The following is a 24,289-nucleotide window of genomic DNA, read 5'->3' on the forward strand; positions in this document are numbered from 1 at the left end:
CACGCCGACCGTCACATCGTCGCGGTGACCTTCTTCAACCCGCGCGGCGCGTCCGGATCCTCCCCCCGGGTCAGGGCGAGCGCCAGCGCCAGCCGCTGCAACGGCAGGATGTCCAGTAGCGGGGCGTACCGCTCATCGACCTCGGGCACCGCGAGGCGGGTCGCTCCGTCGATCGTGGCGGAGCCGACCACCACCACGTCGGCGCGGCGCTCGCCGAGCCGGGGCAGCACCTCGCCCATCGACCGTCCGCCCGGCCCCGAGCCGACCACCGCCAGCACCGGCACGTCCGGGTCGGTCATGGCCAACGGGCCGTGCAGCAGGTCGGCGCCGGAGAACGCCAGCGCCGGCAGGTACGACGTCTCCATCAGCTTCAGCGCCGCCTCCCGGGCGGTCGGGTACGCGTACCCCCGGCCGGTGGTGACGATCTGGGCGGCGAAGCGGTAGCGCGGCGCGAGCTGTGCCGCGACGGGGTCGGTGAGGGTACGGGCGGCCAACTCGGGCAGGTCGGCCAGCGCCCGGCGCTCCTCGGCGGGCAGCGCGCCGTCACCGGCCCGGATCCCCTCCACCAGCATCAGCAGGGCGAGCAGCTCGGCCGTGTAGGTCTTGGTGGCCGCCACCGCCCGCTCGTGCCCGGCCGCGATGTCGACGGCGAGTTCGGCGGTCGTCGCCAACGGGGAGTCCGGTGCGTTGGTGACGGCCAGGGTGAGGGCACCGGAGTCGCGGGCTACCCGGAGCACCTCCGTCAGGTCGGGGGATCCGCCGCTCTGACTGACCCCGACCACCAGGGCGTCGGAGAGGTCCGGCCGGGCGCCGAAGAGGGTGACCGCGCTCGGCGAGGCCAGGCCGGCGGGCAGGCCGAGGCGGATCTCACTGAGGTAGGCGCCGTACAGCGCGGCGTGGTCCGAGGTGCCGCGTGCGGTGAACACCACGTGTCGGGGTCGGCGCTCGGCGATGGCCGCGGCCACCCGGGCGATGGGGGTGGCGTGCTGGGTGGAGAGCAGTCGCTCGTAGCCGGCCGGCTGCTCGTCGATGTCGGCGGTCATGCCGCTGCCTGGGCGCGTCACGGAAACTCCTCCCCTGCGCGATATCCGCGCGTTTGCTGCTCAGTCTTGCATCTTTGATCCGGTCTGAGCAATCAAATGAGCAGTAGTGCGCAGTGGATCACCAAAACTGGGGTTCGTCACCTACGCTGACCCGACCTCACCGAGCAGCCGGGACCAACGAGTGAGAGGACCACGTGGCCGAGGGAACGGACGACCGGGCGCTGCCGGCGACGGAGGAACTGATCCTGGCCCGGCGGGCCCTGGACTCCGGCGAGCTGACGCATGCCGCCGAGCACGTCGCGGCGGCGCTGGCCCGGGCACCGACGCTGCCCGAGGTGCACGAGACCCTCGCCCGGCTGGCCGCCGCCAGCGGCGACGGCGGGATCGACCTGTTCCCGTTGCAGCACCACACGTTCGTCGGCGCCGTGGTCGCCCGGGCACACCTGCTCGCCGCCGCCGGCCGACCGGCCGAGGGCCTCGATCTGCTGGTCGCGGCCACCGCCCACGCACCGGGGGCGGACTGGGCGGGCGTGCCCTGGGTGACCTCGCCCGAGCTGGCCGAGCGTCTCGGACCCGAGCAGGCCGCCCGGGTGCTGATGCAGGTCTGCGCCGCCGTGCCCGACCCGGTCGCGCCACCGAACCGGGCCGCCCTGTCGCCGTATCTGACGTTCGCCCGCAACGCGATCACCGTCCACCCGGAGCACGCACTGCTGCTGGGCACCGCGTCCGCGCTGGCCCGGCGGGTGGAGGAGGTTCCGCTCGCGGTCCGCTGGGCCAGCCGGGGCGTACGGGCGGTGCCGTCGAAGATGGGCGAGGTGTGGCTCGGGTACGCGCTACGCAGCGCCGGCCGGACCCGGGAGGCGCTCGCCGCGTTGCGTCGCGCCGTCGAGCACGACCCGGACGACCTCGCGGTGTACGCCGACATCGCCGGCACCCTGGCCGACCACGGCCGGCTCGAGGAGGCGCTCAGGTGGATCGAGCGCGCCCTGGCCCGCAACCCGTCCTTCGACTGCGCGGTGCACACGGCGCACCGCCTGCGGTTCCAGCGGGATGGTGCGGTGCGACACCTGGTGGCGCTGGCGGACTTCGTCCGCGACCACCCGGACGACTCGCACGAACACGGCGACCTGGCTGAATGCTGCCGCGGACGTCCCTGGCTGGGTCAGGTGACGCCGGCACCACCGGCGACCGGGACCGCCGCGACGCTCGGGCGAGCCGGCACCCTGCCCGTCGACGGGTCGGAGCCGACGATGGCGTCGCGTCCCACGTCGCCGCCGTCCGCGGAGGCCGCCCGCCGCCTGCGCCAACTCGCCCACCCCGCCTGGCCGCACCCACCGGCGGCCTACGACGCGGCGGTCGGCCTGGCCACGCTCGACCTGGCCGACCTGCTCGGCCTGCTGGCCCATCCGCCCGAGACGCCGCAGACCGCGCTCGGGCGGGTGCTCGCCGGTCAGGACCCGGCGCTGTGGGTGCGCTGCGTGCAGGTCTGGACCTGCCTCGGGCTGCTGCACCACCGCACCGATGAGCCGTGGCCCGAATCCACCCGGCGACGGGTACTCGTGGAGCTGGCGCACGAGGTGCCGGAGGTCGCCGAGGCGGCCCTGTTCGCCCTGGTGACCGCCGCCTGGGTCGATCCGTCGGTCCGCACCGACGTGGCCGCGCTGGTCACCGAGCGGCTGGCGGCGGTGGCCACGGCGGTCCGGCACCATCCGGTGCCCAACGCGGCCTCGCTGGCACATCTGGCGCTGGCCACCCCAGACCTCGATCCGGAGACCATCGCCACCGCGCGGACGCTGGCCGGAGTGACCGCCCGCAAGCGCCGTGGCACCACCCGGGCACTGCGGGCCCTGCTGCGCCGACTGCTCCGTCGATCGGTGTGACGAGTCGCGGGCGGGTGACACCCCCGGCGGGGACGTCCGCCGCCGGGACGCGCCTCCCGGACGCGCCCCGACGGTCCCTGGTCGCCGTCAGACAGCCGGCGCCCGGGCCAACTCGGTCTCGGCCTGCTCCTGCCGACTCGCGTCCGGCTCCGGCTCGTTGCTGGTGCGCAGCGGAATCTCCCGGATGAACCAGGCCAGCACCGGAACCACCGCGGCGAAGAGCACCGCCCAGAGGAACACGTGCGAGATCGCGTCGGCGAGACCGCCGAGCACCACCTCGCGGGCCTGCGCCGGCAGTTCCCGCAACTGCTCGATGTTCATCGCCGCGCCGGCCTCGCCGCCACCGCTGAACGCGCCACCGGCGGCCGAGCCGGCCAGCCGGTTGGCGAAGATGGCGCCGAACAGGGAGATGCCGAACGACCCGCCGATGGAGCGGAAGAAGGTGGCCGCGCCACTGGCCGCCCCCAGATCCTTCTGGGCGACGCTGTTCTGCGCGATCAGCATCGAGGTCTGCATGAGGAAGCCCATGCCGGCACCGAGCACGAGCATGTAGAGCGACGACTGGACCTTGCTGGTGTCCACCGCCAGCAGGCTCAGCAGGGCGAGCCCGGCGGTCATCACCACGCCGCCGACGATCGGGAAGACCCGGTACCGCCCGGTCCGGGTGATCGCCCGGCCGACGACCAGCGAGACCACCAGCATGCCGAACATCAGCGGCAGCAGCAGCAGGCCGGAGTTGGTGGCCGAGGCGCCCTGCACGGTCTGCTGGTACAGGGGCAGGAAGTTCATCGCGCCGAACATCGCGAAGCCGAGCAGGAAGCCGATCACCGAGATGAGGGCGAAGTTCCGGTTGGCGAAGAGCCGCAGCGGCAGGATCGGCTCGGGGACCCGCCGCTCGACGAACCCGAACACCACGAGCGCCGCGACGGCCAGTACGGCGAGGCCGAGGATCTGCGGGCTGGCCCAGGCGTACTCGTTGCCGCCCCAGGTGGTGATCAGCACGATGCCGGTGATGCCGATCGACAGCAGGGCCGCACCGACCCAGTCGATGCGGTGCTCGGTGCGGTACTTGGGCAGGTGCATGGTGGCGATCAGCAGCACCAGCGCCACACCGCCGAGGGGCAGGTTGACGTAGAAGGCCCAGCGCCAGGAGAGGTGATCGGTGATGAAGCCGCCGACCAGCGGGCCGGCGACCATCGCGATCGCCATGATCCCGGCGATCATCCCCTGGTAGCGGCCGCGCTCGCGGGGTGGCACCAGGTCGCCGATGATCGCCATGACGCCGACCATCAGGCCACCGGCGCCCAGACCCTGGACGGCCCGGAAGGCGATCAGCTGGACCATGCCGTCGTCGGCGCCGCCGAGGAAGCCCGAACCGGCCATGCCGCACAGCGCGGAACCGACCAGGAAGATCACCACGGCGGTGAGGAAGACCGCCTTACGGCCGTAGAGGTCGCCGAGCTTGCCCCAGATCGGAGTGGAGACGGTGGTGCCCAGCACGTACGCGGTCACCACCCAGGTGAAGTGGTTGAGCCCGCCGAACTCGCCCACGATGCGCGGCAACGCGGTGCTGACGATCATGTTGTCGAGCATCGCCAGCATCATGGCGATCATCAGACCGAAGAGCACGACCCGGACATTGGGTCGCACGGCGGTCTGGTTCTGCTGGGCCATCGGTAAGCTCTCCCCCCGAGATGCGGCGCACTTACTTGCCGCCCGGCTAGTTACCTTACTAGCCGGACGGTAAGTTGGACAGGTAACGACGGTCAACCGGATTGGTAGGTAGGGGTGAGTCAGAGCACAGGCGGCACCCGCGAGCGGATCAAGGCCGTGGCGCTGGAGCTCTTCACCGAGCAGGGCTACGAGGCGACGTCCCTGCGCGAGGTGGCCGAGCGGCTCGGGGTGACCAAGGCCGCGCTCTACTACCACTTCAAGAGCAAGGACGAGATCGTCTCCAGCGTGGTGGAGGACCGGCTGGAGCGGATGGACGCGCTGATCGCCTGGGCCGAGAGCCAGCCGGCCACGCTGGCCACCCGCAGAGCCGTCATCGAGCGGTACGCCGACGCCATGTTCAGCGGCGAACAGCCCTCGGTGATGCGGTTCTTCGAGCAGAACCAGACGGCGCTGAAGAGCCTGTCCGCCGGCCGGGAACTGCGCGGACGGATGTTCCGGTTAGCCACCGCCGTCTGCCAGGGCGACGACTCTCCCGGCGCCCAGCTCCGTGCCGTGCTGGCCCTGTTCGCCGTGCACAGCAGCTGGTTCGCGGTACGCACACCGGACATCACCGATGCCGAGCGCAAGCAGGTGGCCCTGGAGGTCGCCAACGAACTGCTCGCCGCGATCGCCGCGCCGCCCGCCCGGCCGTGAGCCGCGACGTCGGCTAGCCGAGGGGCAGCCGCAGCGCGAGCAGGTCCACCCCGGGGAACGGGCTCCAGTCCCGGTCGGGCTCGCGGACGAAACCACGCCGGCGGTAGAGCCGGTGGGCCGGCTCGGCGTGGCCGTCGCGTACGCAGATGGTCACCGCGGTGCAGCCCAGCTCGAGCGCGCGCACGACACACGCCTCGACGAGCGCCGCGCCGGCTCCCCGTCCCTGCGCGGTCGGGTCCACCGCCAGCATCCGGAACTCCGCCTCGCCCGGGGCGCACATCTCGGCGTACCGGGTGCCGGGCAGCACGAAGGTGACCGAGCCGAGCAGGTGACCGCTCGCCGGGTCGACGGCCACCAGCACGTCACCGTGCTCCGCCCGGGCGGAGACGTCGGCCAGCACGTCGGCGTAGCCGGTCTCGCCCTTGAGCTGGCCGTCGGCCTCGTAGGCCGCGACGGTGAGCCGGGCGACCCCGGCGTAGTCGGCCGGCTCGGCCGGACGGATCAGCAGGCCACTCAACCGATCACCGCGATCAGGTCACCGTCCTGCACCACGTCGCCCTCGTTGACCGCGAGCTGCTGCACCACGCCGTCGGACTCGGCGATCACGGGGATCTCCATCTTCATCGACTCCAGGATCACCAGGGTGTCCCCCTCGGACACGGTGTCCCCGGCCGACGCGACGACCTTCCAGACGTTCGCCACCATCTCGGCGCGGATCTCCTCGGCCATCTCTGCGGCCCCTTCCTCGCGGCTCCTGCGACGTATCCAATCATGAGCGGACCGCCGGTGGGCGCGGAGCGGCCCCGGCAACGATCCGCCCGTACCGCCGGCACTAGCATCAACGGGTCAGACCCGACGTCGGCGAGGGCGACCGGCTCCGGTGACGGGGGTCGTCCGCAGCCCGATCCGGCCATCACGAGGAGGTCACCATGGCGAAGAAGGCCCGCAAGAAGAAGGCCCGCAAGAAGAGCGCCGCGAACCACGGCAAGCGCCCCAACTCCTGAGCCGGCGGGCGGCTGCCCGCCGCTATCGGACGACGGACGCAACGGTGCCCGGGTCGGAATCGACCCGGGCACCGGCGTGTGTCAGTCGGCCAGTTCGCGCGACTCGGTGGTCTCGAAGACGACGAGTTCGCTGATCCGTACCCGCAGCCGTTCACGCAGCTCGTCCGGCGCGGACTCGTTGCCGCAGCAGCGGGCCACCAGCGCCTTGACCTCTTGCTCGATGCCGTACTCGCGCAGGCAGTGGCCGCACTCGTCGAGATGGTGCCGGATCAACGTCCGCCGCTCCTGCGCGCACTCCAGGTCGAGGTAGAGGTAGACCTCCGCGAGCACCTCACGACAGTCCGTCTCGTGCGGATCTCCACAGCTCACGTCACACCTCCCGGCCGGTGGCGGCGGTCGAACTCCGGGCCGGCTGGGCCGCGGAGAAACCCCGCTCCGCGGCGTACCCCTCAAGCAGCTTGCGCAGATTACGACGTCCACGGTGCAACCGCGACATCACCGTGCCGATCGGCGTGCCCATGATGTCGGCGACCTCCTTGTAGGAGAACCCCTCGACATCGGTCAGGTAGACCGCCAGCCGGAACTCCTCCGGCAACTGCTGGAGGGCCTCCTTGACGTCGCTGTCCGGCAGCCGGTCGAGCGCCTCGGTCTCGGCGGACCGCAGCCCGCTGGAGGTGTGCGACTCCGCCTCGGCCAGCTGCCAGTCGGTGATCTCGTCGGTGGGCGCCTGCACCGGCTGGCGCTGCCGCTTGCGGTACGAGTTGATGTAGGTGTTGGTCAGGATCCGGTAGAGCCAGGCCTTCAGGTTCGTGCCCTGCTCGAACTGGTGGAAGGCGGCGTACGCCTTCAGGTAGGTCTCCTGGACCAGGTCCTCGGCATCCGCCGGGTTACGCGTCATCCGCAGGCCGGCCGCGTACAGCTGATCGACGAATGGCATCGCGTCCCGTTCGAACCGGGCCCTGCGCTCGTCCGTCTTCTCCGTGGTCAACCGCACATCCCCTCGGGTTGGATGCTTCCCCGCCGAGGATACGCGCACCGGCCTTCCGGAAGATTCGGTTCCGACGGGTGTGCCCGTCGCCACCTCGACCGGTGGTACCGCCGCCGGCCAGTTCGGGCCGGCAAGCAGCTGCCTGAGCTGCCGTGCCTCCCGCTCGTCCTGTCCCCGGTTCCGGATCTCGGTCGGCACCGGTCACCCCCTCGCACATTGGTTGTCCGAGGTGTTCAACGCGTGCCGCGGGCCGACACATTCCGGCTCGGGCCCAGGCGTTCCTGGTCCCCGCCCCGGCGGTGCGACCGAAGCTGGGACCAGGAAGGGCCTGGGAGCCCGGTGTCGCCGCCCGGACCGGGCACTGGGACACCATCGGGTGCAACGAAGCGGCGCGGCCGGCGGACACGGCACCGGTGACGTGGTGGCCCGGTGGCGGCCCGGGTGGCGTCAGACATCGGCCCAACCGTGCTCACGCAGCCAGTCCACGGTCGCAGCGGCCGTACCGACGGGGTCACCCCGCAGGTCGTGCCGCTCTCCCGACCGAACCACCACCCGCACCTGCGGGCCCGGCTCCGGCACACCGAACGGATCCCGGTCCCCGTTCACCACCAGGGTCGGCACACCGGTCACCAGCTCACCGGCCCGGCTCCGTTCCGGTCGACCGGGCGGGTGCAACGGAAAGGCGAGTGCCACCACCCCGGCGGCGCCCACCGCGCGCGCCGTCCGACAGGCCACCCGGGCACCGCTGGAGCGGCCACCCACCACCAGCGGTACGCCGGGCTGCCGCTGCCGCAGCGCCGTCAGCACGACGGACCACGCCTCGTCGAGGTGCCCGGCCGGTGCCGGTGCGCGCCGGCCGGCGACCCGGTACGGCTGGGTCACCCGCGCCACCACCAGCCCGGCGGTCACCGCCGCGTCGCGTAGGGCGATCAGATCCGGGGCGTCGACGCCGCCGCCGGCCCCGTGCCCCAGCACCAGCAGGGCTCGGGGCGGACCGGACGGGTCGTCGGTGTCGACCCGAGCGGGTCCGCGCGGAGTGTCGAGGACGTCATACGGCACCGCCCCATTGAACCCGTTTCGACCGGGACCACGCCCGTCGGTCAGCTCAGCGGCACCAGGGTGAGCAGCCGGTCGCGCACCGGCGGGCCGGGCTCACCGGCGGCGTCGGGATCGGGTTGCACCTCGCTGCGCCAGGCGACGAGCATCGCCCGCCGCTCCCGTGGGGTGGTGCCACCCCAGACGCCGTGACAGTCACCGACCTCGAGCGCCCACGCCAGACAGGAGCCCTGCACGTCGCAACTGCGGCACAGGGCCACCGCCGCGTCGGCCGGCTCGTTCGGCGCCGGAAAGAACGTCTCCGGGTCGACACTCTGACAGGTGCCCCTGGTACGCCAGGCTTCGTCCTGTCGCCGCTCACGCAACGCCCGCAACAGTCGCGGATCACGTCGCGCGGCGGCCACCTCGTGCGGACGGGGCATACGCGCCCGTGTCATCCACCCACCTCCCCCGTGGGACCAGCAACATCGATGGAGATCGTTCACCCGACGCGAACGACACCCATCACCGGCGCTGTGTTCTATCGCATTTGCGTACGCGGGGACAAGACTTCGCCGGGAAGTTGGCAGAACGTTCGAGTCACCTTTCACCCGCAACCGCAGCAAATCACTCGCGACAATGCGCCGGGGCGCGATCAGAAGAGCGTCGGCTCCGCGGGCTCGCCCGGACGGGTCAGCGGCACCCGGGCGGTCAGCCCGGGACCGTCGTTGCGTACATCGCCCACGGCCCGCCCCACCGGCCGCACCTCCAACCCGGCCAGCCAGTCCGGCGGCGGCGGTGCGAGCAGCTCGGCCCGGTCCGCGCCGTCGTCCAACCAGGTCGCCCAACGCTCCGGCGGCAGCAGCAACGGCATCCGGTCGTGCACGTCGGCCAGTTCGCCGACGGCCGCGGTGGTCAGCACGCTGAAGGTCAGCAGCGTCGCGTCCGGGCCGTCCCAGACCGACCAGATGCCGGCGAAGGCGAGCACCGAGCCGTCGCGTGGGGTCAGGTAGTACGGCTGCTTCGCACCGTCGGCCAACCGCACCCACTCGTACCAGCCGTCGGCGGGTACGAGACACCGGCGGCGGGCGAAGGACGGCGCGTACGCCCGGCTGGTGGCGACGGTCTCGGCCCGCGCGTTGATCATGCGGGCCGCGCCGGCGGGCGACCGGGACCACGGTGGCACCAGACCCCAGCGGCCCCGCGAGAGCGCCCGGTGCCCCGCGGCACCGATGCGGACCAGCGGCACCGGATCGGTCGGCGCGACGTTGTGATCGGCGGCCAGCCCACCCGCGGTCTCGTCGACCGCCTCGAACAGGCCGCTCAGGTCACCGGCGCCGCGGGTCGTGGCGTACCTACCGCACATGCCGCTCACGCTAGCGCGCGCTGCGCCGGGCGGCTGTCCCGCTCACCGGGAGTGGCGGTGACCCTAGCGCCACCGGGACCCCGGCACGGCAGAATGTAACCGTGGGGAATGTGACCGCGACCCGGCCGCTACAGCCGTGGACCGCACCGACGGCCAGTGACCCGGTGTCGGCGTCGCTGCGCCTGCCCGGCTCCAAGTCGATGACCAACCGCGCCCTGGTGCTCAGCGCGCTGGCCGCCGGGCCCTCGACCCTGTCCCGACCGCTGCGGGCCCGGGACACCGAGTTGATGGCCGCCGCGCTGCGGGCGATGGGAGCCCACGTCTCGATCGCCGACGACGAGCGCTGGCTGGTCCGGCCGCACCGGCTGTTCGGCCCGGCCCACGTCGACGTGGGGCTCGCCGGCACGATCATGCGCTTCGTGCCACCGGTGGCGGGGCTGGCCGACGGGCAGGTCACCCTCGACGGTGACCCGCAAGCCCGGACCCGCCCGCTCGGTCCGCTGATCGAGGCGCTGCGCTCGCTCGGCGTACGCGTCGACGCTCCCCCCTCGGGCAGCCTGCCGCTGGTGGTGCTGGGCGCCGGCCGGGTGACCGGCGGCGAGGTCGTGATCGACGCCTCCGCGTCCAGCCAACTGGTCTCCGGGCTGCTGCTCGCCGCCCCCCGCTTCGACCGTGGGCTGGTGGTCCGGCACGTCGGCCCGCCGGTGCCCTCCGCACCGCACCTGCGGATGACCGTGCAGATGCTGCGCGCCGCCGGCGCCGCGGTCGACGACAGCACCCCCGACGTCTGGACGGTCGAGCCCGGACCGTTGACCGGGCGTAGCTGGGAGATCGAGCCGGACCTCTCCGGTGCGGTGCCGTTCTTCGCCGCCGCCATGATCACCGGCGGCGAGGTGACCCTGCGCGGCTGGCCGGCGCGGGGCAGCGCCCAGCCGGTCGAGCGGCTGCGCTCGCTGTTGCAGCAGATGGGGGCGACGGTCACCCTGACCACCGAGGGGCTCGCGGTACGCGGCACCGGCCCGGTGAAGGGATTGCGCGCCGACCTGTCCGACGTCAGCGAGCTGACCCCGGCGCTCACCGCGCTGGCCATGCTCGCCGACTCGCCGTCGGTCTTCACCGGCGTCAGCCACATCCGTGGCCACGAGACGGACCGGCTGGCCGCCCTGGCGCGGGAGTTCACCGGGCTCGGCGCGGACATCACCGAGTCGGCGGACGGGCTGGAGATCCGGCCCCGACCGCTGCACGGCGGCGTGTTCCGCACCTATCATGATCACCGGATGGCGCACGCGGCGGCGGTGACCGGGCTGGTCGTGCCGGGCGTCGAGCTGGACGACGTGTCGTGTACCTCCAAGACCATGCCCGAGTTCCCGGCACTATGGTCGGCACTGGTGACCGGTAAGAGCTGAGCGGAAGAAGGGTCGGCCCTGGCGACCAGGCGGCGCGAGTACGACGAGGACGACGTCCGGGTCCGGCCCGGCAGGTCCTCCCGCCCGCGTACCCGGACCCGACCCCGGCACGCCGACGCCAAGGACGGTTTCGTCATCGCGGTGGACCGCGGGCGCTACACCTGCGTACTGCCCGGCGCCGGGCCGGACGACCCCACCGTCACCGCCATGCGCGCCCGCGAACTGGGCCGCAAGTCGGTGGTGGTCGGTGACCGGGTCGGGCTGGTCGGTGACACCTCCGGTTCGTCCGGGGCGCTGGCCCGCATCGTCCGGATCGAACCACGCCGGTCCGTGCTGCGGCGCACCGCCGAGGACGACGCCAGCACCGCCGAGGGCCGGTTGGAACGGGTGGTGGTCGCCAACGCCGACCAGCTCGTGATCGTCAGCGCGCTCGCCGATCCGCCGCCGCGCACCGGGTTCATCGACCGCTGCCTGGTCGCCGCGTACGACGCGGACATCGAACCGCTGCTCTGCCTGACCAAGGCCGATCTGGCCGGGCCGGAGACGGTGCTCGACTACTACACCGAGCTGGAACTGCCATATCTGCTCATCCGCCCGGACTCCCCGTTGGACGCGCTGCGCAGCCTGTTGACCGGCCGGGTCTCGGTGCTCGTCGGTCACTCCGGAGTGGGCAAGTCGACGCTCGTCAACCGCCTGGTGCCGGAGGCCGAGCGGGCGGTCGGCACGGTGAGCGCGATCGGACGGGGGCGGCACACGTCGACGAGCGCGGTGGCGTTGCGGCTGCCCGCGCCACCCGACGCGGACCAGGATCCGGGGTGGATCGTGGACACTCCGGGCGTACGCAGTTTCGGGCTGGCCCACGTCTCGGCCGAGAGTCTGCTGCACGGCTTCCCGGACCTGGTCGAGGCCACCGCCGACTGCCCGGCGAACTGCCCGCACACCGCCGACGAGGCCGACTGCGCACTCGACGCCTGGGTGGCGACCGGGCGGGCCGACCCGCGCCGGCTGGCCTCGTACCGCCGGTTGCTCGCCTCCCGTGCCGGGGAGACCGATCCACGGACCGAGCCCGACCCACGCGGGCACCCGGAGTGACCGGGCGGCCCACCACCGAGTGACCGACCCGACCGCGGCACCGCCGGCCCCCGGCGTCGTCCCGGTACCGGCGTCGCTACCGTGTCCGGCATGACCGGGTACGCCGCTGACCTGACCCTCGCCCACCGGCTCGCCGACGCCGCCGACGCCCTGTCGACGGCCCGGTTCCGGGCCCTGGACCTGCGGGTCGAGTCGAAGCCCGACCTGACTCCGGTCTCCGACGCGGACACCGCCGTGGAGCGCGAGATCCGCGCCATGCTCGCCGAGCACCGGCCCGAGGACGGGCTGCTCGGCGAGGAGTACGGCGCGACGCCGACCGCCGGAGCACGCCAGTGGGTGGTCGACCCCATCGACGGCACCAAGAACTTCGTCCGGGGCGTGCCGATCTGGGCCACACTCATCGCCCTGCTGGAGGACGGCCGCCCGGTCGCCGGGCTGGTCTCCGCGCCGGCCCTGGGGCGCCGCTGGTGGGCAGCACGGGGCACCGGGGCGTACGCGGGACCGGACGCCTCCCGCGGCGTACCCATCCGGGTTTCCGGGGTGACCCGGCTGGCCGACGCCAGCCTCTGCTACTCGTCGCTGGACGGCTGGGAGAAGGCCGGCCGGCTCGACGCGGTGCTCCAGTTGATGCGGGACACCTGGCGCAGCCGGGCCTACGGCGACTTCTACGGCTACATGCTGTTGGCCGAGGGCGCGCTGGACGTGATGATCGAGCCCGAACTGTCGCTCTGGGACGTGGCGGCACTGGTACCCATCGTGACCGAGGCGGGCGGCACGATGACCGACCTGGCCGGCCAGCCGGCCCCGGTCGGGGGCGACAACAGCACCCTGGCCAGCAACGGCGCGCTGCATCCGGACATCCTCCAGCGCCTCGGCAGCCCGCCGCGCATTGACGCCCGGTAACCTCTATCCTCGCCAGGTGGCTACCTCCGGTTGGTGTTTCCTGGCGGCGATGATCGTCGCGTACGGCGTCGCCAACCTGTTGCAGTCGGTCGCCGCCGCCCGCACCACGGTGCACCACACCTTCGATCCCGGGCTGCTGCTGCGCCTGGCCGGGCACCGCACCTACCTGGTCGGGCTGGCCTGTCAGGTGGCCGGTTTCGTCCTGGCCTTCCTGTCCCGGCGGGACCTGCCGCTGTTCCTGGTGCAGGCGAGCGTGGCCGCCGGGCTCGGCGTCACCGCCCTGCTCGGCGTGGTCCTGCTGAAGTGGCGGCTGCCGGTGGCCGAGGTCGCGCTGCTGGTGCTGCTCTTCGCCGGCATCACCGCGCTGGTGCTCGCCGCCCGCCCGGCACCCTCGAAGGCGCTCGGCACCGGGGGCATCGTCGCCCTGCTGCTGGCCCTGGCGGTGATCGCGGTGCTGGGCTTCTTCGCGGTCCGGTTGCACGGCGCGCCGGGGTCGGTGGCGCTCGGGTCGCTGGCCGGGCTGGCCTTCTCCGCCGCCGCGGTGGCGGCCCGTCCACTGGCCTCCGCGCCGGGCTGGGACGCCTTTCTCAGCGACCCGCTGCTCTACCTGCTCGTCGGCCACTCGGTGGTCGGCCAGTTGCTGCTCGGGCTGGCGATGCAGCGCGGCTCCACCACGGCGGCGGTGGCCGCCATGGACGCGGCCGGCGCGGTACCCGCCGCGATCGTCGGGCTGCTGCTGCTCAACGACAAGATCTGGCCGGGCCGGGAGTGGCTGGCCGGGATCGGTTTCCTGGTCACCCTGGCCGCTGTCGTCGGGCTCACCCGGTACGCGGAGCCGCAGCACCACCACGCCGTGGCCCGGGAGACCACCCGGGCGGTGGTGGGCCCCCGGCCGCCGCTCGTGCCGCAGCCCGCCGCGGCGGGCTGCGAGGTCGCCACGGCCGGTGGCTCGGGTGATCCGCTGGCTCAGGCCGCCTCGACCGGCTTGCGCCGGCCCACCACCCGCTCGTAGAGGCGTTCCAGGGCACTGGCCGTGCGTTCCCAGGTGTAGCTGCACCGCACCCGGTCGACCGCGGCGTGCCCGTACGCGAAGCGGCTGGCGTTGTCGGCGAGCAGCCGACGCAGCGTCATCCCGAGGGTGCGTACGTCGCCCGGTGGCACCAGCTTGCCGGTCACCTCGTCGACCACGGCGTCGGCAATGCCGCCCATGGCGTAGCCCACCACCGGGACGCCGCAGGCCATCGCCTCCAGCGACACCCGCCCCGCCGACGAGTAGTGCGGGGTGCAGGCCACCACGTCGGCCGAGCGGTACCAGGTGGCCATCTGCTCGTGCGGCACCGCGCCCACCAGGTGCACCTGCTCGCCGACCCCGGCCCGGTCGGCCAGCTCCCGCAGCCGGCGGGCCTCGGCGTGGTTGGCCAGTCGGTCCGTCGGCGGCCCGCCGGCGATGACCAACTCCGCGTCGCCCACCAGGCGCATCGCCCGGATCAGGTCCTCCTGGCCGTGGCCTCGCCCGAGCCCGCCCACCGAGAGGATCCGCGGGCGCTGCTCACGCGGGGCGGCCTCACCGTCGGGATGGAAGCGTTCCGTGTCCACCCCGGTCGGGACCATCGCGACCGAGGCACGTTGCAGGCCCATCCGGGTCAACTCGTCGACCTCGTCGTTGCACTGGGCGACCGCGATGTCCACCGCCCGGGTCAGCGCCCGTTCCAGCGGGATACGGGTGCCCGGCCCGCCGTACTGGGCACCGAGGTGGCGCAGCTGCTCCATCCCGATCGAGTGGAACGTCTGCACCATCGGAATGTCGGTCTCCCGCACGGCGTGCGCGGCGGCCAGGCCCCCGATCCAGTAGTGACCGTGCACCACCTCGGGCGTCCAGTCGCCGGACCAACGGTCGGCCAGCCAGTCGCCGTACGCGGACACGTAGGGCACCAGTTCGGCCGTGGGGATCGGCGCGACCGGGCCCACCGGTGCGCGCTCCAGCCGGTAGCCGTCCAGGATGTCGGTCTCGCTGGCCTCGGGGTCGTCCCGGCGGATGTACACCCGCACGTCGTGACCTCGCCCGGCCAGTTCGGCCGCGACCCGTGCGATGTGCTGGTAGGTGCCGACGACGGTTCCGTCGCCGAACGGCGGCGCAGCGGCGTGGGCGCAGACAAGGCCGACGCGCATGGGTCACCTCCATGCGGATGGGGCGGTGCTCTCCGGTCAGAGCGTCCCATTAACCGGCCTCCGAAGAGCCGAAACCTCGCAGATCGGGAACACACTCGGCGGCATGACCCGCACCCGACGGGGTACCGATGAGGAATGCCCCTCGCCCGAAACCTCGCCGACGCCACCATCGTCATCACCGGAGCGTCCAGCGGCATCGGCACCGCGACCGCGTACGCCCTGGCGCGTCACGGCAGCACCGTGGTGCTGGCCGCGCGCTCCGAGCCGGCTCTGCGCGAGGTGGCCCGGCACTGTCGTGAGCTGGGCGGTCGCACCCTGGTGGTGCCCACCGACGTGACGGACGCGGACGCGATGCGCCGGCTCGCCGCGACCGCGGTGGCGGAGTTCGGCCGGCTCGACGCCTGGATCAACAACGCCGCCGTCGGCACCATCGGGTTGTTCGACGAGATCCCGGTGGCGGAGTTCCGCAGGGTGCTGGAGGTCAACCTGCTCGGTACGGCGAACGGCATCCGGGCGGCGCTGCCGCACCTCAGCGCGGCCGGTGGCGGCGTCGTGGTCAACAACGCCTCGGTGCTGGCCGAGGTGGCGATGCCGTACCAGTCCCCGTACAACGCCGCCAAACACGCCGTGCGGGGACTGTCCGACACGGTTCGCCAGGAACTGCGGGCCACCGGCCGGGGATCGGTCTCGATCTGCACCGTGCTGCCGGCCACCATCGACACCCCGTTCTTCCGGCACGCCGCCAACCACAGCGGCCGGCAGGTGCTGCCGCCACCACCGGTCTATCCGCCGGAGGTGGTCGCGGAGACGATCGTGCGGTTGCTCAGGCGACCCCGCCGGGAGGCGTACGCCGGTGGTGCCGCCCGCCTGATCGGCATGCAGTGGCGGCTGGCGCCGGCACTGGCCGAACGGGTCCTCGGCTGGTACGGCCGGTACACCCAGTTCGGGCCGTCGCCGACGGCCGACACCACCGGCAACGTCTTCCGTGCCGACGCCGCGGCGAGCACCGACGGCGGCTGGCACGGCCGGCGGCGTCAACTGGTCCGGATCTCCGCCGCGTTCGGGCTGGCCGCCGCCGGCACCGCCGTCGGCACCGCCGCCGCGCTGGCCCGGCGGCTGGCCCGCTGAGGACGGGGCGACCTCGCCCGGCCGGGTCGGTTACGGCGGGAGGGCAGCGGGTAGTGGTCAGTCATGCGCGACGACGAGTACCCGACCCCCGTGTCCGATCCCGAGGCCGACGGCCTGCCCGACACCGCCGACGACGACTCGACGGCCGGGGACGACGTGCTGACCGGCCGGGAGGCGGATGGCCCGGCACCGGCTCAGCTGCCCGGTGACCGGACGCCGGTGGCGGTCGACGAGTTCGGCACCACCGCCGAGGAGCAGCTCGACGGGGAGTCGCTGGACTACAAGCTCAGCCGGGAACGGTTCGAGCTGCCGGTCGACGACCCGCTGGCCGGTCCGGTCGATCCGGACATCGCGGCCGAGGCGGACAGCCGGGAGCAGGCGGCGCAGGCGCAGCTCGACGCCGACGTGATCGATCCGGGCCCCACCTCCGACCCGAACTCCCCGGTCTCCCTCTACGACCACGACCGGCTGGGCACCAGTGCGGACGCCACCGTGGGCCGGCTGGTCGAACCGGACGAGGGGGCGCACACCGATCAGGAGACCGATTCGATCGCGTACGACGCGGGGGCCGCCGGTGGCGGAGCCAGCGCCGAGGAACTGGCCGTGCACGAGACCCGGCCGCCGCACTCGGTCTGACCAGCCGGCGCCGGCGTTCAGTCGTCCAGGCCGCGTTCGATCGCGTACCGGGTCAGCTCGACCCGGTTGTGCAGCTGAAGCTTGCCGAGCGTGTTCTGCACGTGGTTCTGCACCGTACGGTGCGACAGCCCGAGGCGCTCGGCGATCTGCCGGTACGACATCCCCTTGGCCACCAGGCGCAGCACCTCGGTCTCCCGGTCGGTGAGCCGGGGTGCCGCCTCCCGGGCCCCGGCCGCCGCGTGGTCGCCGCCGGCGGCCAGTCGGCGGTACTCGCCGAGGACCAGCCCGGCCAGGCCGGGCGTGAAGACGGGCTCGCCCGCCGCGGTGCGCCGCACCGCCGCCAGAAACTCCGCCAGCCCGGCGGATTTCAGCAGGTAGCCGGTGGCACCGGCCGTCACCGCGTCGAGCACGCCCTGCTGCTCACCGCTGGCCGAGAGCATGAGCACCCGCACTCCGGGGTGCGCCGCTCGCAGTCCGTGGATCACCTCGACGCCGGAGATGTCCGGCAGTTGCAGGTCGAGCACCACCACGTCGGGACGGGCCGCGGCGACCACCCGGATCGCCTGGCGGCCCTCGCCACAACTGGCCACCACCTCGTGACCGGCCTCGGTCAGGTCGCGGGCCACCCCTTCCCGCCACATCGGGTGATCGTCCACGACCATCACGCGTACGCCGTTCACGGTTGCCTCCTCGGCACGGTGAGTTCCACCTCGGTGCCGGCGCCCGGCGTCGAGCTGATCCGGGCGGTACCACCCAGGTCGGTCAGCCGACCCCGGATGGCCTGGGCGACGCCCAGCCGCCCCTGGGCCGCCGCCTCGGCCAGGCGTTCGGGCGGGAAACCCGGCCCCTCGTCCCGGATCGACACGGTGACCCCCGACCCCTCGTCCTCGACCAGCATCCAGGCCCGACCGCCGCCGTGCCGGGCCACGTTGTCCAGCGCCGCGGCGACGGCCGCCGCCAACTCGCGGGCCACCACCGCGGGCAGCGGCACCGGGCCCGCCGGTGCGGACAGCGAGACGGTGGCCGAGGCGAGCCGGCCGAGCAGGGTGCGCAGATCCACCGACGCGTCGGCGGCACCGACCGGGGCCGCTGCCGCACCGGAGATCAGCGACCGCAGCGCCACTTCCTGCTCGCCGGCCAGCCGGGCCAGCTCGCCCGCCTCCCCGTCAAGGTGGGCACCACGCCGCTGGACCAGGGCGAGCACCTGGAGCACCGAGTCGTGGATGTCCCGGGCCAACCGTTCCCGCTCCCGGGTGGCGGCCTCCAACTCGACCGCCCGGTGCAGCCGTTCCCCGGCGGTCACCGTGAGCCGGGCGACGTGCCCGACCACCACGCCGGCCAGCAGCATCAGGATCGCGCCGTTGAACGCGCTCGGGGTGACCATGCCCCGGGTGCTCAGGTCGGTCGCGCCGAGCACCAGTGCCGCGACCGTGCCGCGTCGCCGCCCACCGGCGACCGCCCAGGCCAGCACCGGCCCGCTCAGCCAGGCCACCGGAAGGGTCGGCAGCCCGGCGTCGAGCGCCGGTCGGCCCATCACCCACGGGGTGGCCAGCAGGATCGCCACCACCACGCCCAGATCGGTCAGGAGCAGTGGCCAGCCGCGCCGGGCCGGGACCGCGTACCCGATGGCGGTGACGCCGGTCCAGACCGCCATGACCAGCACCAACGCTCCCGCGGCGAGGGGATGGGCGTAGCGGTCCCCGTCGCGGATCAACACCACGCAGACGTACGCCAGGGACGCCACCCGGAAGACCGCGACGGCCCGCCAGAGCGGCACCGCGAAACCACCGGCAGCAGGCACGTGCGCCACGATGCCACAGGCCGCCGCGCCCTCCGGCGGCCGATGCACCTTCAACAACCCTGACGTACGGTGGTAAAAGCCGCGTAAAACTCTGCGATCTCTGTCGGGACGGGGCCATGACGAACGCAGGATCTCCCCCACCGCGTACGGTGGTGCCCATCGAACACGCCCTTCTGATCGCCGACGCCTTCGACCAGGCCCAGGTGACCGAGCTGCGACACTCGGTCGCCGCCTGCGCGGGCGCCGCCGGGCTGCGCGACGAGCGACTGGACGACTACGTGCTCGCCGTGAACGAGCTGATCACCAACGCGGTCCGGCACGGCGGCGGTCGGGGCTGGCTGCGGCTGTGGAAAGAGCCCGGCCTGGTGTTGTGCGAGGTCGCCGACCACGGTCCCGGCATCAGCACGCAGGAGCTCGGCAACCGCAACCGACCCGCCCCCGACACGGCCGGCGGCTGGGGTCTCTGGCTGGCCCGCGAGCTGACCGACGCGATGGACGTGGAGACCGGATCGGCCGGCACCACGGTACGCATCATCAGCGCGACCGCCCCCGCCGAGCAGCACATCGGCCGCCACCGCAGCGGCGAGTAGCCGCGGCGGGCCCTACCAGCGGTTGCCGGTCAGCTTCTCGTAGACATCCACGTAACGGGCCCGGGTGGCGTCGACCACGTCGGCGGGCACCTCCGGTGCCGGGTGCCGTTTGTCCCACCCGCTGCGCGCCGCCCAGTCCCGCACGTACTGCTTGTCGTAGGAGAACTGGGCACGTCCGGGCTGGTAGGACTCGGCCGGCCAGAACCGGGACGAGTCCGGGGTGAGCAGCTCGTCGCCGAGGACCAGGGTGCCGTCCGGCGCCCAGCCAAGCTCGATCTTGGTGTCGGCGACCAGGATGCCCCGATCGGCGGCCAGTTCGGCGCCGCGGCAGTACACGTCGATGGTCACCTGCCGCAACCGGTCGGCGGTCTGGGCGCCGACCTTGTCGGCCACCTCGGCGAAGGTCATCGGCTCGTCGTGCTCACCCACCGGCGCCTTGGTGGACGGCGTGAAGATCGGCTCGGGCAGGATGGACGCCTCCACCAGCCCGCGCGGCAGGTCGACACCGGAGACCTTCCCGGTGCTCTCGTACTCCTTCAGGCCGCCGCCGGTGAGAAAGCCGCGGGCGACGCACTCGACCGGGACCATCTCCAGCCGGCGGCACCGGATCGCCCGGCCGGCGAACTCCGGCGGCACGTCGGTCGCCGAGATCACGTGGTTGGGCACCAGGTCGGCCAACTGCTCGAACCACCACAGCGACAGCGCGGTGAGCAGCTTGCCCTTGTCCGGGATCGGGGTCGGCAGGACCACGTCGTAGACGGAGATGCGGTCGGAGGCGACCAGGATCAGGTCATCGCCCTCGGCGTAGACGTCCCTCACCTTGCCCGAGTGCAGAAGTTCCACGCGGACAAGTAGACCACGCGCGGAGCGTACCGCCGCTGGCGGTACGCAGCGGGACCGCCAGCGCGCGAGCGGTCCCGCCGGAACCGGCTGCCCGGGGCCAGTCAGCGCCGACGGCGGGTCATCCGGATCACCAGGAGGACGATCACGGCCACCACCGCCAGGCAGCAGAGCAGGCTCAGGAAGCCGAAGACGCCGAAGCCGCGCCCGCGCCGTCGAGCCGCCTCCACCACCAGTTCGCCGGTGCCGGTCGACGCCCACGCCGCGACCGGAACGAAGACCGTCAGCACGACCGTGCCCAGGAGCGTGCCGAGCCGCCCCCACCACCTACCAAAGGAAGACATGCGCTCATCCTTGCCGAGAGGTGCAACCCCGGCCGCCCGAACGACCGCGCGTGTGGGGACGGCGCCGGACGACGACAGCGGCCCCGGACGAATCCGGGGCCGCTGTCGTAGCAGTAGCGGGGACAGGATTTGAACCTGCGACCTCTGGGTTATGAGCCCAGCGAGCTACCGAGCTGCTCCACCCCGCGTCGGTAGGACCAGCCTACCCCATCGGTGATCGCCCTCATCGGCAGCCCCACCCGTCTCGCCCCGGCCGGTTGCCGGTACCGAGCGGACGGCCCGGTAGAACGCGCGGGCAGCCCGGACCACGGCCCAGCGGGCCGAGGATCGGCGAACAAAGGAAAAGGCCCCGGAGAACACTCCGGGGCCTTTTCGCGCAGTAGCGGGGACAGGATTTGAACCTGCGACCTCTGGGTTATGAGCCCAGCGAGCTACCGAGCTGCTCCACCCCGCGTCGGTAGATCCACCGTAGCGCACCACCCCCGCTGCCCGCAAAACGACCCACGGAACGCCTCGTGCCACCGCACCGCCGCGCCGATCTCCCGTCGGCGTTCGGGCGGGTCGCCCCAGGGACACGGTGCGGCCCGCGACCCCAAGCTAGGAACGCCGGGTCGCGGGCCGCATCGCGTCTGTCGGTCAGCCGGTGGGCGAGGGACTACCGGACGGGGCCGGCGGGCTCGGCGTGCCGTTGCCGCCCGACGCCTGCTGTGCCTGCTGGAACGCGGTGAGCGCCTCGTCCAGCGCCGCCAGCGCACGACCGTACCGCTCGAAGTCGCCGGAAGCCTGCGCGGCCCGCACCTCGATGATCGCGGCCCGTACCCGCTCGGCGGCCGCACCGAGTTCGCCGGTGAGCGGCGGAGCGTCGCCCGGCGACGGGGTGGCCGACGGCGACGGCGACGGCTCCTCGCCCTCGGGCGGCGGCTCCTCACCTCCGGCCGGCGGCGGGTTACCGGCCGCGGCCTGCTTGCCCTGCTCGACGAGCTGCTTGATGCCGTCGGCGACGTTGTCGGCCAGCACGACGTAGGAACCACCGTCGCCGTACGACATCAGCACCTTCTGCAGCAGCGGGTACGCGTCCTGCTGGTTGCTCTTGACGTAGACCGGCTCGACGTAGAGCATCCCGTTGCCGAAGGGCAGCGACAGCAGGTTGCCGTACTGCACCTGGGCCTGGTTGGAGGAGAGCAGGTTCAGTTGCTGCCGGATGGTGGCGTTGGTGTTGGTCATCCGCTGGTGCACCTGCACCGGTCCGGAGATCGCCGTCTGGTCCGGCAGCTCCAGCACCTGCAACGTGGGCCTGCCGTCCTGGTACGACCCGGAGATCAACGCGGCCAGGTTCTGCCGTCCGTTGGGGGTGACCGCGCTGGTCAGCTGGAACCGCGGCGCGTCCTGACCGGGGAACTGCGTGTAGAGGTAGTACGGCGGCTGCTTCTGCCCGCTGTCCGGCGCGTCCGGCACGTTCGGCACCTGCCAGAAGTCCTGGCCGGAGTAGAAGTCGCCGGGGTTGGTGACGTGGAACCGGGTGAGCAGGTTCCGCTGCACCTTGAACAGGTCGGCCGGGTACCGGAAGTGGGCGGCCAGCGTCGGTGGGATCTCGGCGCGGGGCGTGATGAGATCCCCGCCGAACGCCTTGTTCCACGCCTTGAGCACCGGGTCGTTCTCGTCGAACTCGTAGAGGACGACGGTGCCGTCGTACGCGTCGACGGTCGCCTTGACCGAGTTGCGGATGTAGTTGACGTTCTCCCGGGCCAGCTGGATGGTGCCCCGCCCGGTCAGCTCGTCGGTGGTCTCCTGCTGGAGGTTGACCCGCTCCGCGTACGGGTAGGTCGCGGCGGTGGTGTAACCGTCGACGATCCACTGCACCCGGCCGTCGACCAGGGCGGGGTACGGGTCACCGTCCAGGGTGAGGAACGGCGCGACCTTCTCCACCCGGTCCCGGGGGTTACGCACGTAGAGCAGCTTGGAGTTGTCGTTGACCGCCTCGGAGAGCAGGAAGTTCGCCTCCTGCTCCTTGATCGAGTAGAGCAGGCGCCGGGTGAACGAGCCGATCTCGACGCCGCCGGACCCGGTGTAGGTGTAGTACGACTCGGGCCCCGCACCGTCGTCGCCGCCCTCGCCGGCCGGGCGGTCGAACTCGGCCGGGTTGGCGTCCTCGCTCGGCTTGCCGACGATGGCGTAGTCACCGGCCGCCATCCGCTCGCCGTAGTAGATCCGGGGCTGGCTCGCCGGGATCAGGTCGGTCGGCGCCGCGCAGGACTCCTGCGACCGCTCGCCGAGCGAACCGGAGACGAAGAACGGCTGCCCACCACAGACCACCCGGTTCGCGGGCGCGGCCACCACCCCGTAGCCGTGGGTGTAGACGGTGTGCCGGTTGATCCAGTTGCTCTGCTGATCGGTCAGCTCGCCGTAGTTGATCTCACGTACGCCGACCACGTAGTCCTGGGTCGCGCCGTTGAGCGTGTACCTGTCGATGTCGAGCTTGGGGCCGAAGTCGTAGAAGCCACGGACCTGCTGGAGCTGGGTGTAGGTCTCGCTCACCAGCTGCGGGTCCAGCAGTCGGACGTTCGGCACCACCGACGTGTCGGTGGCCAGGCTCTCCGGTGGGTTCAGGTTGCTCGCCGAGTACGCCGAACTCTGAGTGATGTCCAGCCCGAACGACGCGCGCGTGGCGTCGATGCTGCGCTGGATGTACGGCGCCTCCTTGTCCCGGGCGCTGGGCTTGACCTCGAAGGTCTGCACCGCCCACGGGTAGATGCCGCCGATCGCCACCGCGGAGACGCCGAGCAGGGCCAACGAGATGCCCGGCCAGACCAGGTTCCGCATCCAGGCGTTGGAGAAGATGATGATCGCGATCGCCACCACCACGGAGATGTAGGCGAGGATCTCCTTGGCCGGCAGCAGGGCGTTGATGTCGGCGTAGCCGGCGCCGTAGACGTTCACGCCGTCGTTGTACTCCAACAGCATCGCCCGCCGGTCCAGCACGTACGCGACGGCCTTGAGCAGGACGAAGACCGCGACCAGCGTGCTCAGGTGAGCCCGGGCGGCGTTGCTCATCCGGTCGCCGACGCCCTGCAGGCGTACCCCGCCGAACAGGTAGTGCACGGCCAGCGCGCCGAGCAGCGCCAGGACCACCGCGGTGAAGCCGAGCCCCAGCAGGAACCGCCAGAACGGCAACTGGAAGACGTAGAAACCGACGTCGACGCCGAACTCAGGATCGTCCACGCCGAAGTCGCCGCCGTGCAGGAAGAGCAGCCACTGGTTCCAGCGGCTCTGCGCCGACAGGCCGGCGAAGAGGCCGACGACGGCGGCGACCGCCGTGATCCACAGGCCCAGACGGGGACCGAGCAGCATCCGGTACCGCTCCAGGGTGGCCTGCTCCGGCGAGTGGGGCCGCATCCGTGGACGCAACCGTTGCGCGAGCCAGAGGTTGCCGCCGACGATCGCCGCCATCGCCAGACCCGCGCCCAGGAAGAGCAGCAGCCGGGTGACCAGCACACCCCGGAAGACCTCGGTGTAGTCGACCTCGGAGAACCAGAGCCAGTCCGTCCAGGCCTGCACTCCCCAGCCGAGCAGGGTGAACAGCACGAACACCCCGATCAGGACCCCGATCGTGACGCGTCCGCGTCGGCTCATCCTCGGCAGGGGGCTGCTGCTACGCATGACCACTGTTGGCTCCGCACGCTCGTTATGATCGGCTCCG

At 72.5% G+C, this 24,289-nt stretch carries 24 protein-coding genes and 2 tRNA genes; 9 read left to right on the top strand and 17 right to left on the bottom strand.

The window, feature by feature from the left end; all coding sequences use genetic code 11:
* Positions 1-11 precede the first annotated feature (11 nt).
* Complete coding sequence (locus tag O7597_RS06185) at positions 12-1,043, bottom strand: SIS domain-containing protein (RefSeq protein WP_281583195.1); 1,032 nt, start codon at positions 1,041-1,043, stop codon at positions 12-14.
* 194 nt (positions 1,044-1,237) lie between these two features.
* On the opposite strand from O7597_RS06185, the gene O7597_RS06190 reads away from it, so the two are divergent.
* The gene (locus O7597_RS06190; RefSeq protein ID WP_269738145.1) at positions 1,238-2,923 is read left to right on the top strand and encodes a tetratricopeptide repeat protein; all 1,686 of its coding nucleotides are present in this window, start codon (positions 1,238-1,240) and stop codon (positions 2,921-2,923) included.
* Between the two features lie 87 nt (positions 2,924-3,010).
* Here O7597_RS06190 and O7597_RS06195 read toward each other — a convergent pair whose 3' ends face one another.
* Entirely contained in the window at positions 3,011-4,597 is a 1,587-nt protein-coding gene (locus O7597_RS06195) for an MDR family MFS transporter (protein ID WP_269738146.1), read from the bottom strand.
* A gap of 114 nt (positions 4,598-4,711) precedes the next feature.
* Here O7597_RS06195 and O7597_RS06200 point away from each other — a divergent pair, with 114 nt between their 5' ends.
* On the top strand, positions 4,712-5,290 hold the full coding sequence (locus O7597_RS06200) for a TetR/AcrR family transcriptional regulator (RefSeq protein ID WP_281582226.1): 579 nt from the start codon (positions 4,712-4,714) through the stop codon (positions 5,288-5,290).
* A gap of 13 nt (positions 5,291-5,303) precedes the next feature.
* Here O7597_RS06200 and O7597_RS06205 read toward each other — a convergent pair whose 3' ends face one another.
* From O7597_RS06205 to O7597_RS06235, 7 genes are all read right to left on the bottom strand, one after another.
* Positions 5,304-5,807, bottom strand: a complete 504-nt coding sequence (locus O7597_RS06205) for a GNAT family N-acetyltransferase (RefSeq protein ID WP_281582227.1) — start codon at positions 5,805-5,807, stop codon at positions 5,304-5,306.
* Positions 5,804-6,019 carry a biotin/lipoyl-binding carrier protein gene (locus O7597_RS06210; protein ID WP_093405215.1) on the bottom strand — a complete coding sequence of 72 codons (216 nt, stop codon included), beginning with the start codon at positions 6,017-6,019 and terminating at the stop codon, positions 5,804-5,806. Before O7597_RS06210 ends, O7597_RS06205 begins: the two co-directional genes overlap by 4 nt.
* Before the next feature lie 356 nt (positions 6,020-6,375).
* Entirely contained in the window at positions 6,376-6,663 is a 288-nt protein-coding gene (gene rsrA / locus O7597_RS06215; RefSeq protein ID WP_269738149.1) for a mycothiol system anti-sigma-R factor, read from the bottom strand.
* Position 6,664: 1 nt separating this feature from the next.
* A complete protein-coding gene (locus O7597_RS06220) occupies positions 6,665-7,480 on the bottom strand; it encodes a sigma-70 family RNA polymerase sigma factor (protein WP_269738150.1) in 816 nt (271 codons plus the stop codon).
* 249 nt (positions 7,481-7,729) lie between these two features.
* Positions 7,730-8,341 (bottom strand): alpha/beta family hydrolase, encoded by a 612-nt coding sequence (locus tag O7597_RS06225; protein WP_269738151.1) that lies wholly within the window; start codon positions 8,339-8,341, stop codon positions 7,730-7,732.
* Positions 8,342-8,382: 41 nt separating this feature from the next.
* A complete protein-coding gene (locus tag O7597_RS06230) occupies positions 8,383-8,775 on the bottom strand; it encodes a WhiB family transcriptional regulator (RefSeq protein WP_093405204.1) in 393 nt (130 codons plus the stop codon).
* Positions 8,776-8,972: 197 nt separating this feature from the next.
* Positions 8,973-9,683 (bottom strand): SOS response-associated peptidase, encoded by a 711-nt coding sequence (locus O7597_RS06235; RefSeq protein ID WP_281582228.1) that lies wholly within the window; start codon positions 9,681-9,683, stop codon positions 8,973-8,975.
* A 101-nt stretch (positions 9,684-9,784) separates the two neighbouring features.
* On the opposite strand from O7597_RS06235, the gene aroA reads away from it, so the two are divergent.
* From aroA to O7597_RS06255, 4 genes are all read left to right on the top strand, one after another.
* Entirely contained in the window at positions 9,785-11,089 is a 1,305-nt protein-coding gene (gene aroA / locus O7597_RS06240) for a 3-phosphoshikimate 1-carboxyvinyltransferase (RefSeq protein ID WP_269738153.1), read from the top strand.
* Between the two features lie 135 nt (positions 11,090-11,224).
* Entirely contained in the window at positions 11,225-12,181 is a 957-nt protein-coding gene (gene rsgA / locus O7597_RS06245; RefSeq protein WP_281583196.1) for a ribosome small subunit-dependent GTPase A, read from the top strand.
* A 90-nt stretch (positions 12,182-12,271) separates the two neighbouring features.
* On the top strand, positions 12,272-13,084 hold the full coding sequence (gene hisN / locus O7597_RS06250) for a histidinol-phosphatase (protein ID WP_281582229.1): 813 nt from the start codon (positions 12,272-12,274) through the stop codon (positions 13,082-13,084).
* Positions 13,085-13,133: 49 nt separating this feature from the next.
* Positions 13,134-14,096 carry a hypothetical protein gene (locus O7597_RS06255; protein WP_281583197.1) on the top strand — a complete coding sequence of 321 codons (963 nt, stop codon included), beginning with the start codon at positions 13,134-13,136 and terminating at the stop codon, positions 14,094-14,096.
* Here O7597_RS06255 and O7597_RS06260 read toward each other — a convergent pair.
* Positions 14,051-15,253 carry a glycosyltransferase gene (locus tag O7597_RS06260; protein ID WP_281582230.1) on the bottom strand — a complete coding sequence of 401 codons (1,203 nt, stop codon included), beginning with the start codon at positions 15,251-15,253 and terminating at the stop codon, positions 14,051-14,053. The two genes, O7597_RS06255 and O7597_RS06260, sit on opposite strands and share 46 nt — an antisense overlap.
* 135 nt (positions 15,254-15,388) lie before the next feature.
* Between O7597_RS06260 and O7597_RS06265 the strand changes: the two genes are divergently transcribed.
* The gene (locus tag O7597_RS06265) at positions 15,389-16,381 is read left to right on the top strand and encodes an SDR family oxidoreductase (RefSeq protein ID WP_269738156.1); all 993 of its coding nucleotides are present in this window, start codon (positions 15,389-15,391) and stop codon (positions 16,379-16,381) included.
* Positions 16,382-16,444: 63 nt separating this feature from the next.
* Complete coding sequence (locus O7597_RS06270) at positions 16,445-17,017, top strand: DUF5709 domain-containing protein (RefSeq protein WP_164447735.1); 573 nt, start codon at positions 16,445-16,447, stop codon at positions 17,015-17,017.
* A gap of 17 nt (positions 17,018-17,034) precedes the next feature.
* Here the strand turns inward: O7597_RS06270 and O7597_RS06275 are convergent, their stop codons facing one another.
* Both O7597_RS06275 and O7597_RS06280 read right to left on the bottom strand, forming a co-directional pair.
* Entirely contained in the window at positions 17,035-17,679 is a 645-nt protein-coding gene (locus O7597_RS06275; protein ID WP_269738718.1) for a response regulator transcription factor, read from the bottom strand.
* Positions 17,680-17,693: 14 nt separating this feature from the next.
* Entirely contained in the window at positions 17,694-18,818 is a 1,125-nt protein-coding gene (locus tag O7597_RS06280) for a DUF5931 domain-containing protein (protein ID WP_269738719.1), read from the bottom strand.
* A 116-nt stretch (positions 18,819-18,934) separates the two neighbouring features.
* Here O7597_RS06280 and O7597_RS06285 point away from each other — a divergent pair, with 116 nt between their 5' ends.
* Positions 18,935-19,408 carry an ATP-binding protein gene (locus O7597_RS06285; protein ID WP_281582231.1) on the top strand — a complete coding sequence of 158 codons (474 nt, stop codon included), beginning with the start codon at positions 18,935-18,937 and terminating at the stop codon, positions 19,406-19,408.
* A 12-nt stretch (positions 19,409-19,420) separates the two neighbouring features.
* Here the strand turns inward: O7597_RS06285 and O7597_RS06290 are convergent, their stop codons facing one another.
* The 5 genes from O7597_RS06290 to O7597_RS06310 all read right to left on the bottom strand — a co-directional run bounded on the left by O7597_RS06290 (position 19,421) and on the right by O7597_RS06310 (position 24,249).
* The gene (locus tag O7597_RS06290) at positions 19,421-20,251 is read right to left on the bottom strand and encodes a phosphoribosylaminoimidazolesuccinocarboxamide synthase (protein WP_281582232.1); all 831 of its coding nucleotides are present in this window, start codon (positions 20,249-20,251) and stop codon (positions 19,421-19,423) included.
* Positions 20,252-20,352: 101 nt separating this feature from the next.
* On the bottom strand, positions 20,353-20,592 hold the full coding sequence (locus O7597_RS06295) for a hypothetical protein (protein WP_139233146.1): 240 nt from the start codon (positions 20,590-20,592) through the stop codon (positions 20,353-20,355).
* A 114-nt stretch (positions 20,593-20,706) separates the two neighbouring features.
* Positions 20,707-20,780, bottom strand: a tRNA-Met gene (locus tag O7597_RS06300).
* A gap of 192 nt (positions 20,781-20,972) precedes the next feature.
* Positions 20,973-21,046 (bottom strand) — tRNA-Met (locus O7597_RS06305).
* A 182-nt stretch (positions 21,047-21,228) separates the two neighbouring features.
* Positions 21,229-24,249 (bottom strand): UPF0182 family protein, encoded by a 3,021-nt coding sequence (locus tag O7597_RS06310; RefSeq protein ID WP_281583198.1) that lies wholly within the window; start codon positions 24,247-24,249, stop codon positions 21,229-21,231.
* Positions 24,250-24,289: the final 40 nt, after the last annotated feature.

Source organism: Verrucosispora sp. WMMC514 (assembly GCF_027497295.1).
GTDB lineage: Bacteria > Actinomycetota > Actinomycetes > Mycobacteriales > Micromonosporaceae > Micromonospora > Micromonospora palythoicola.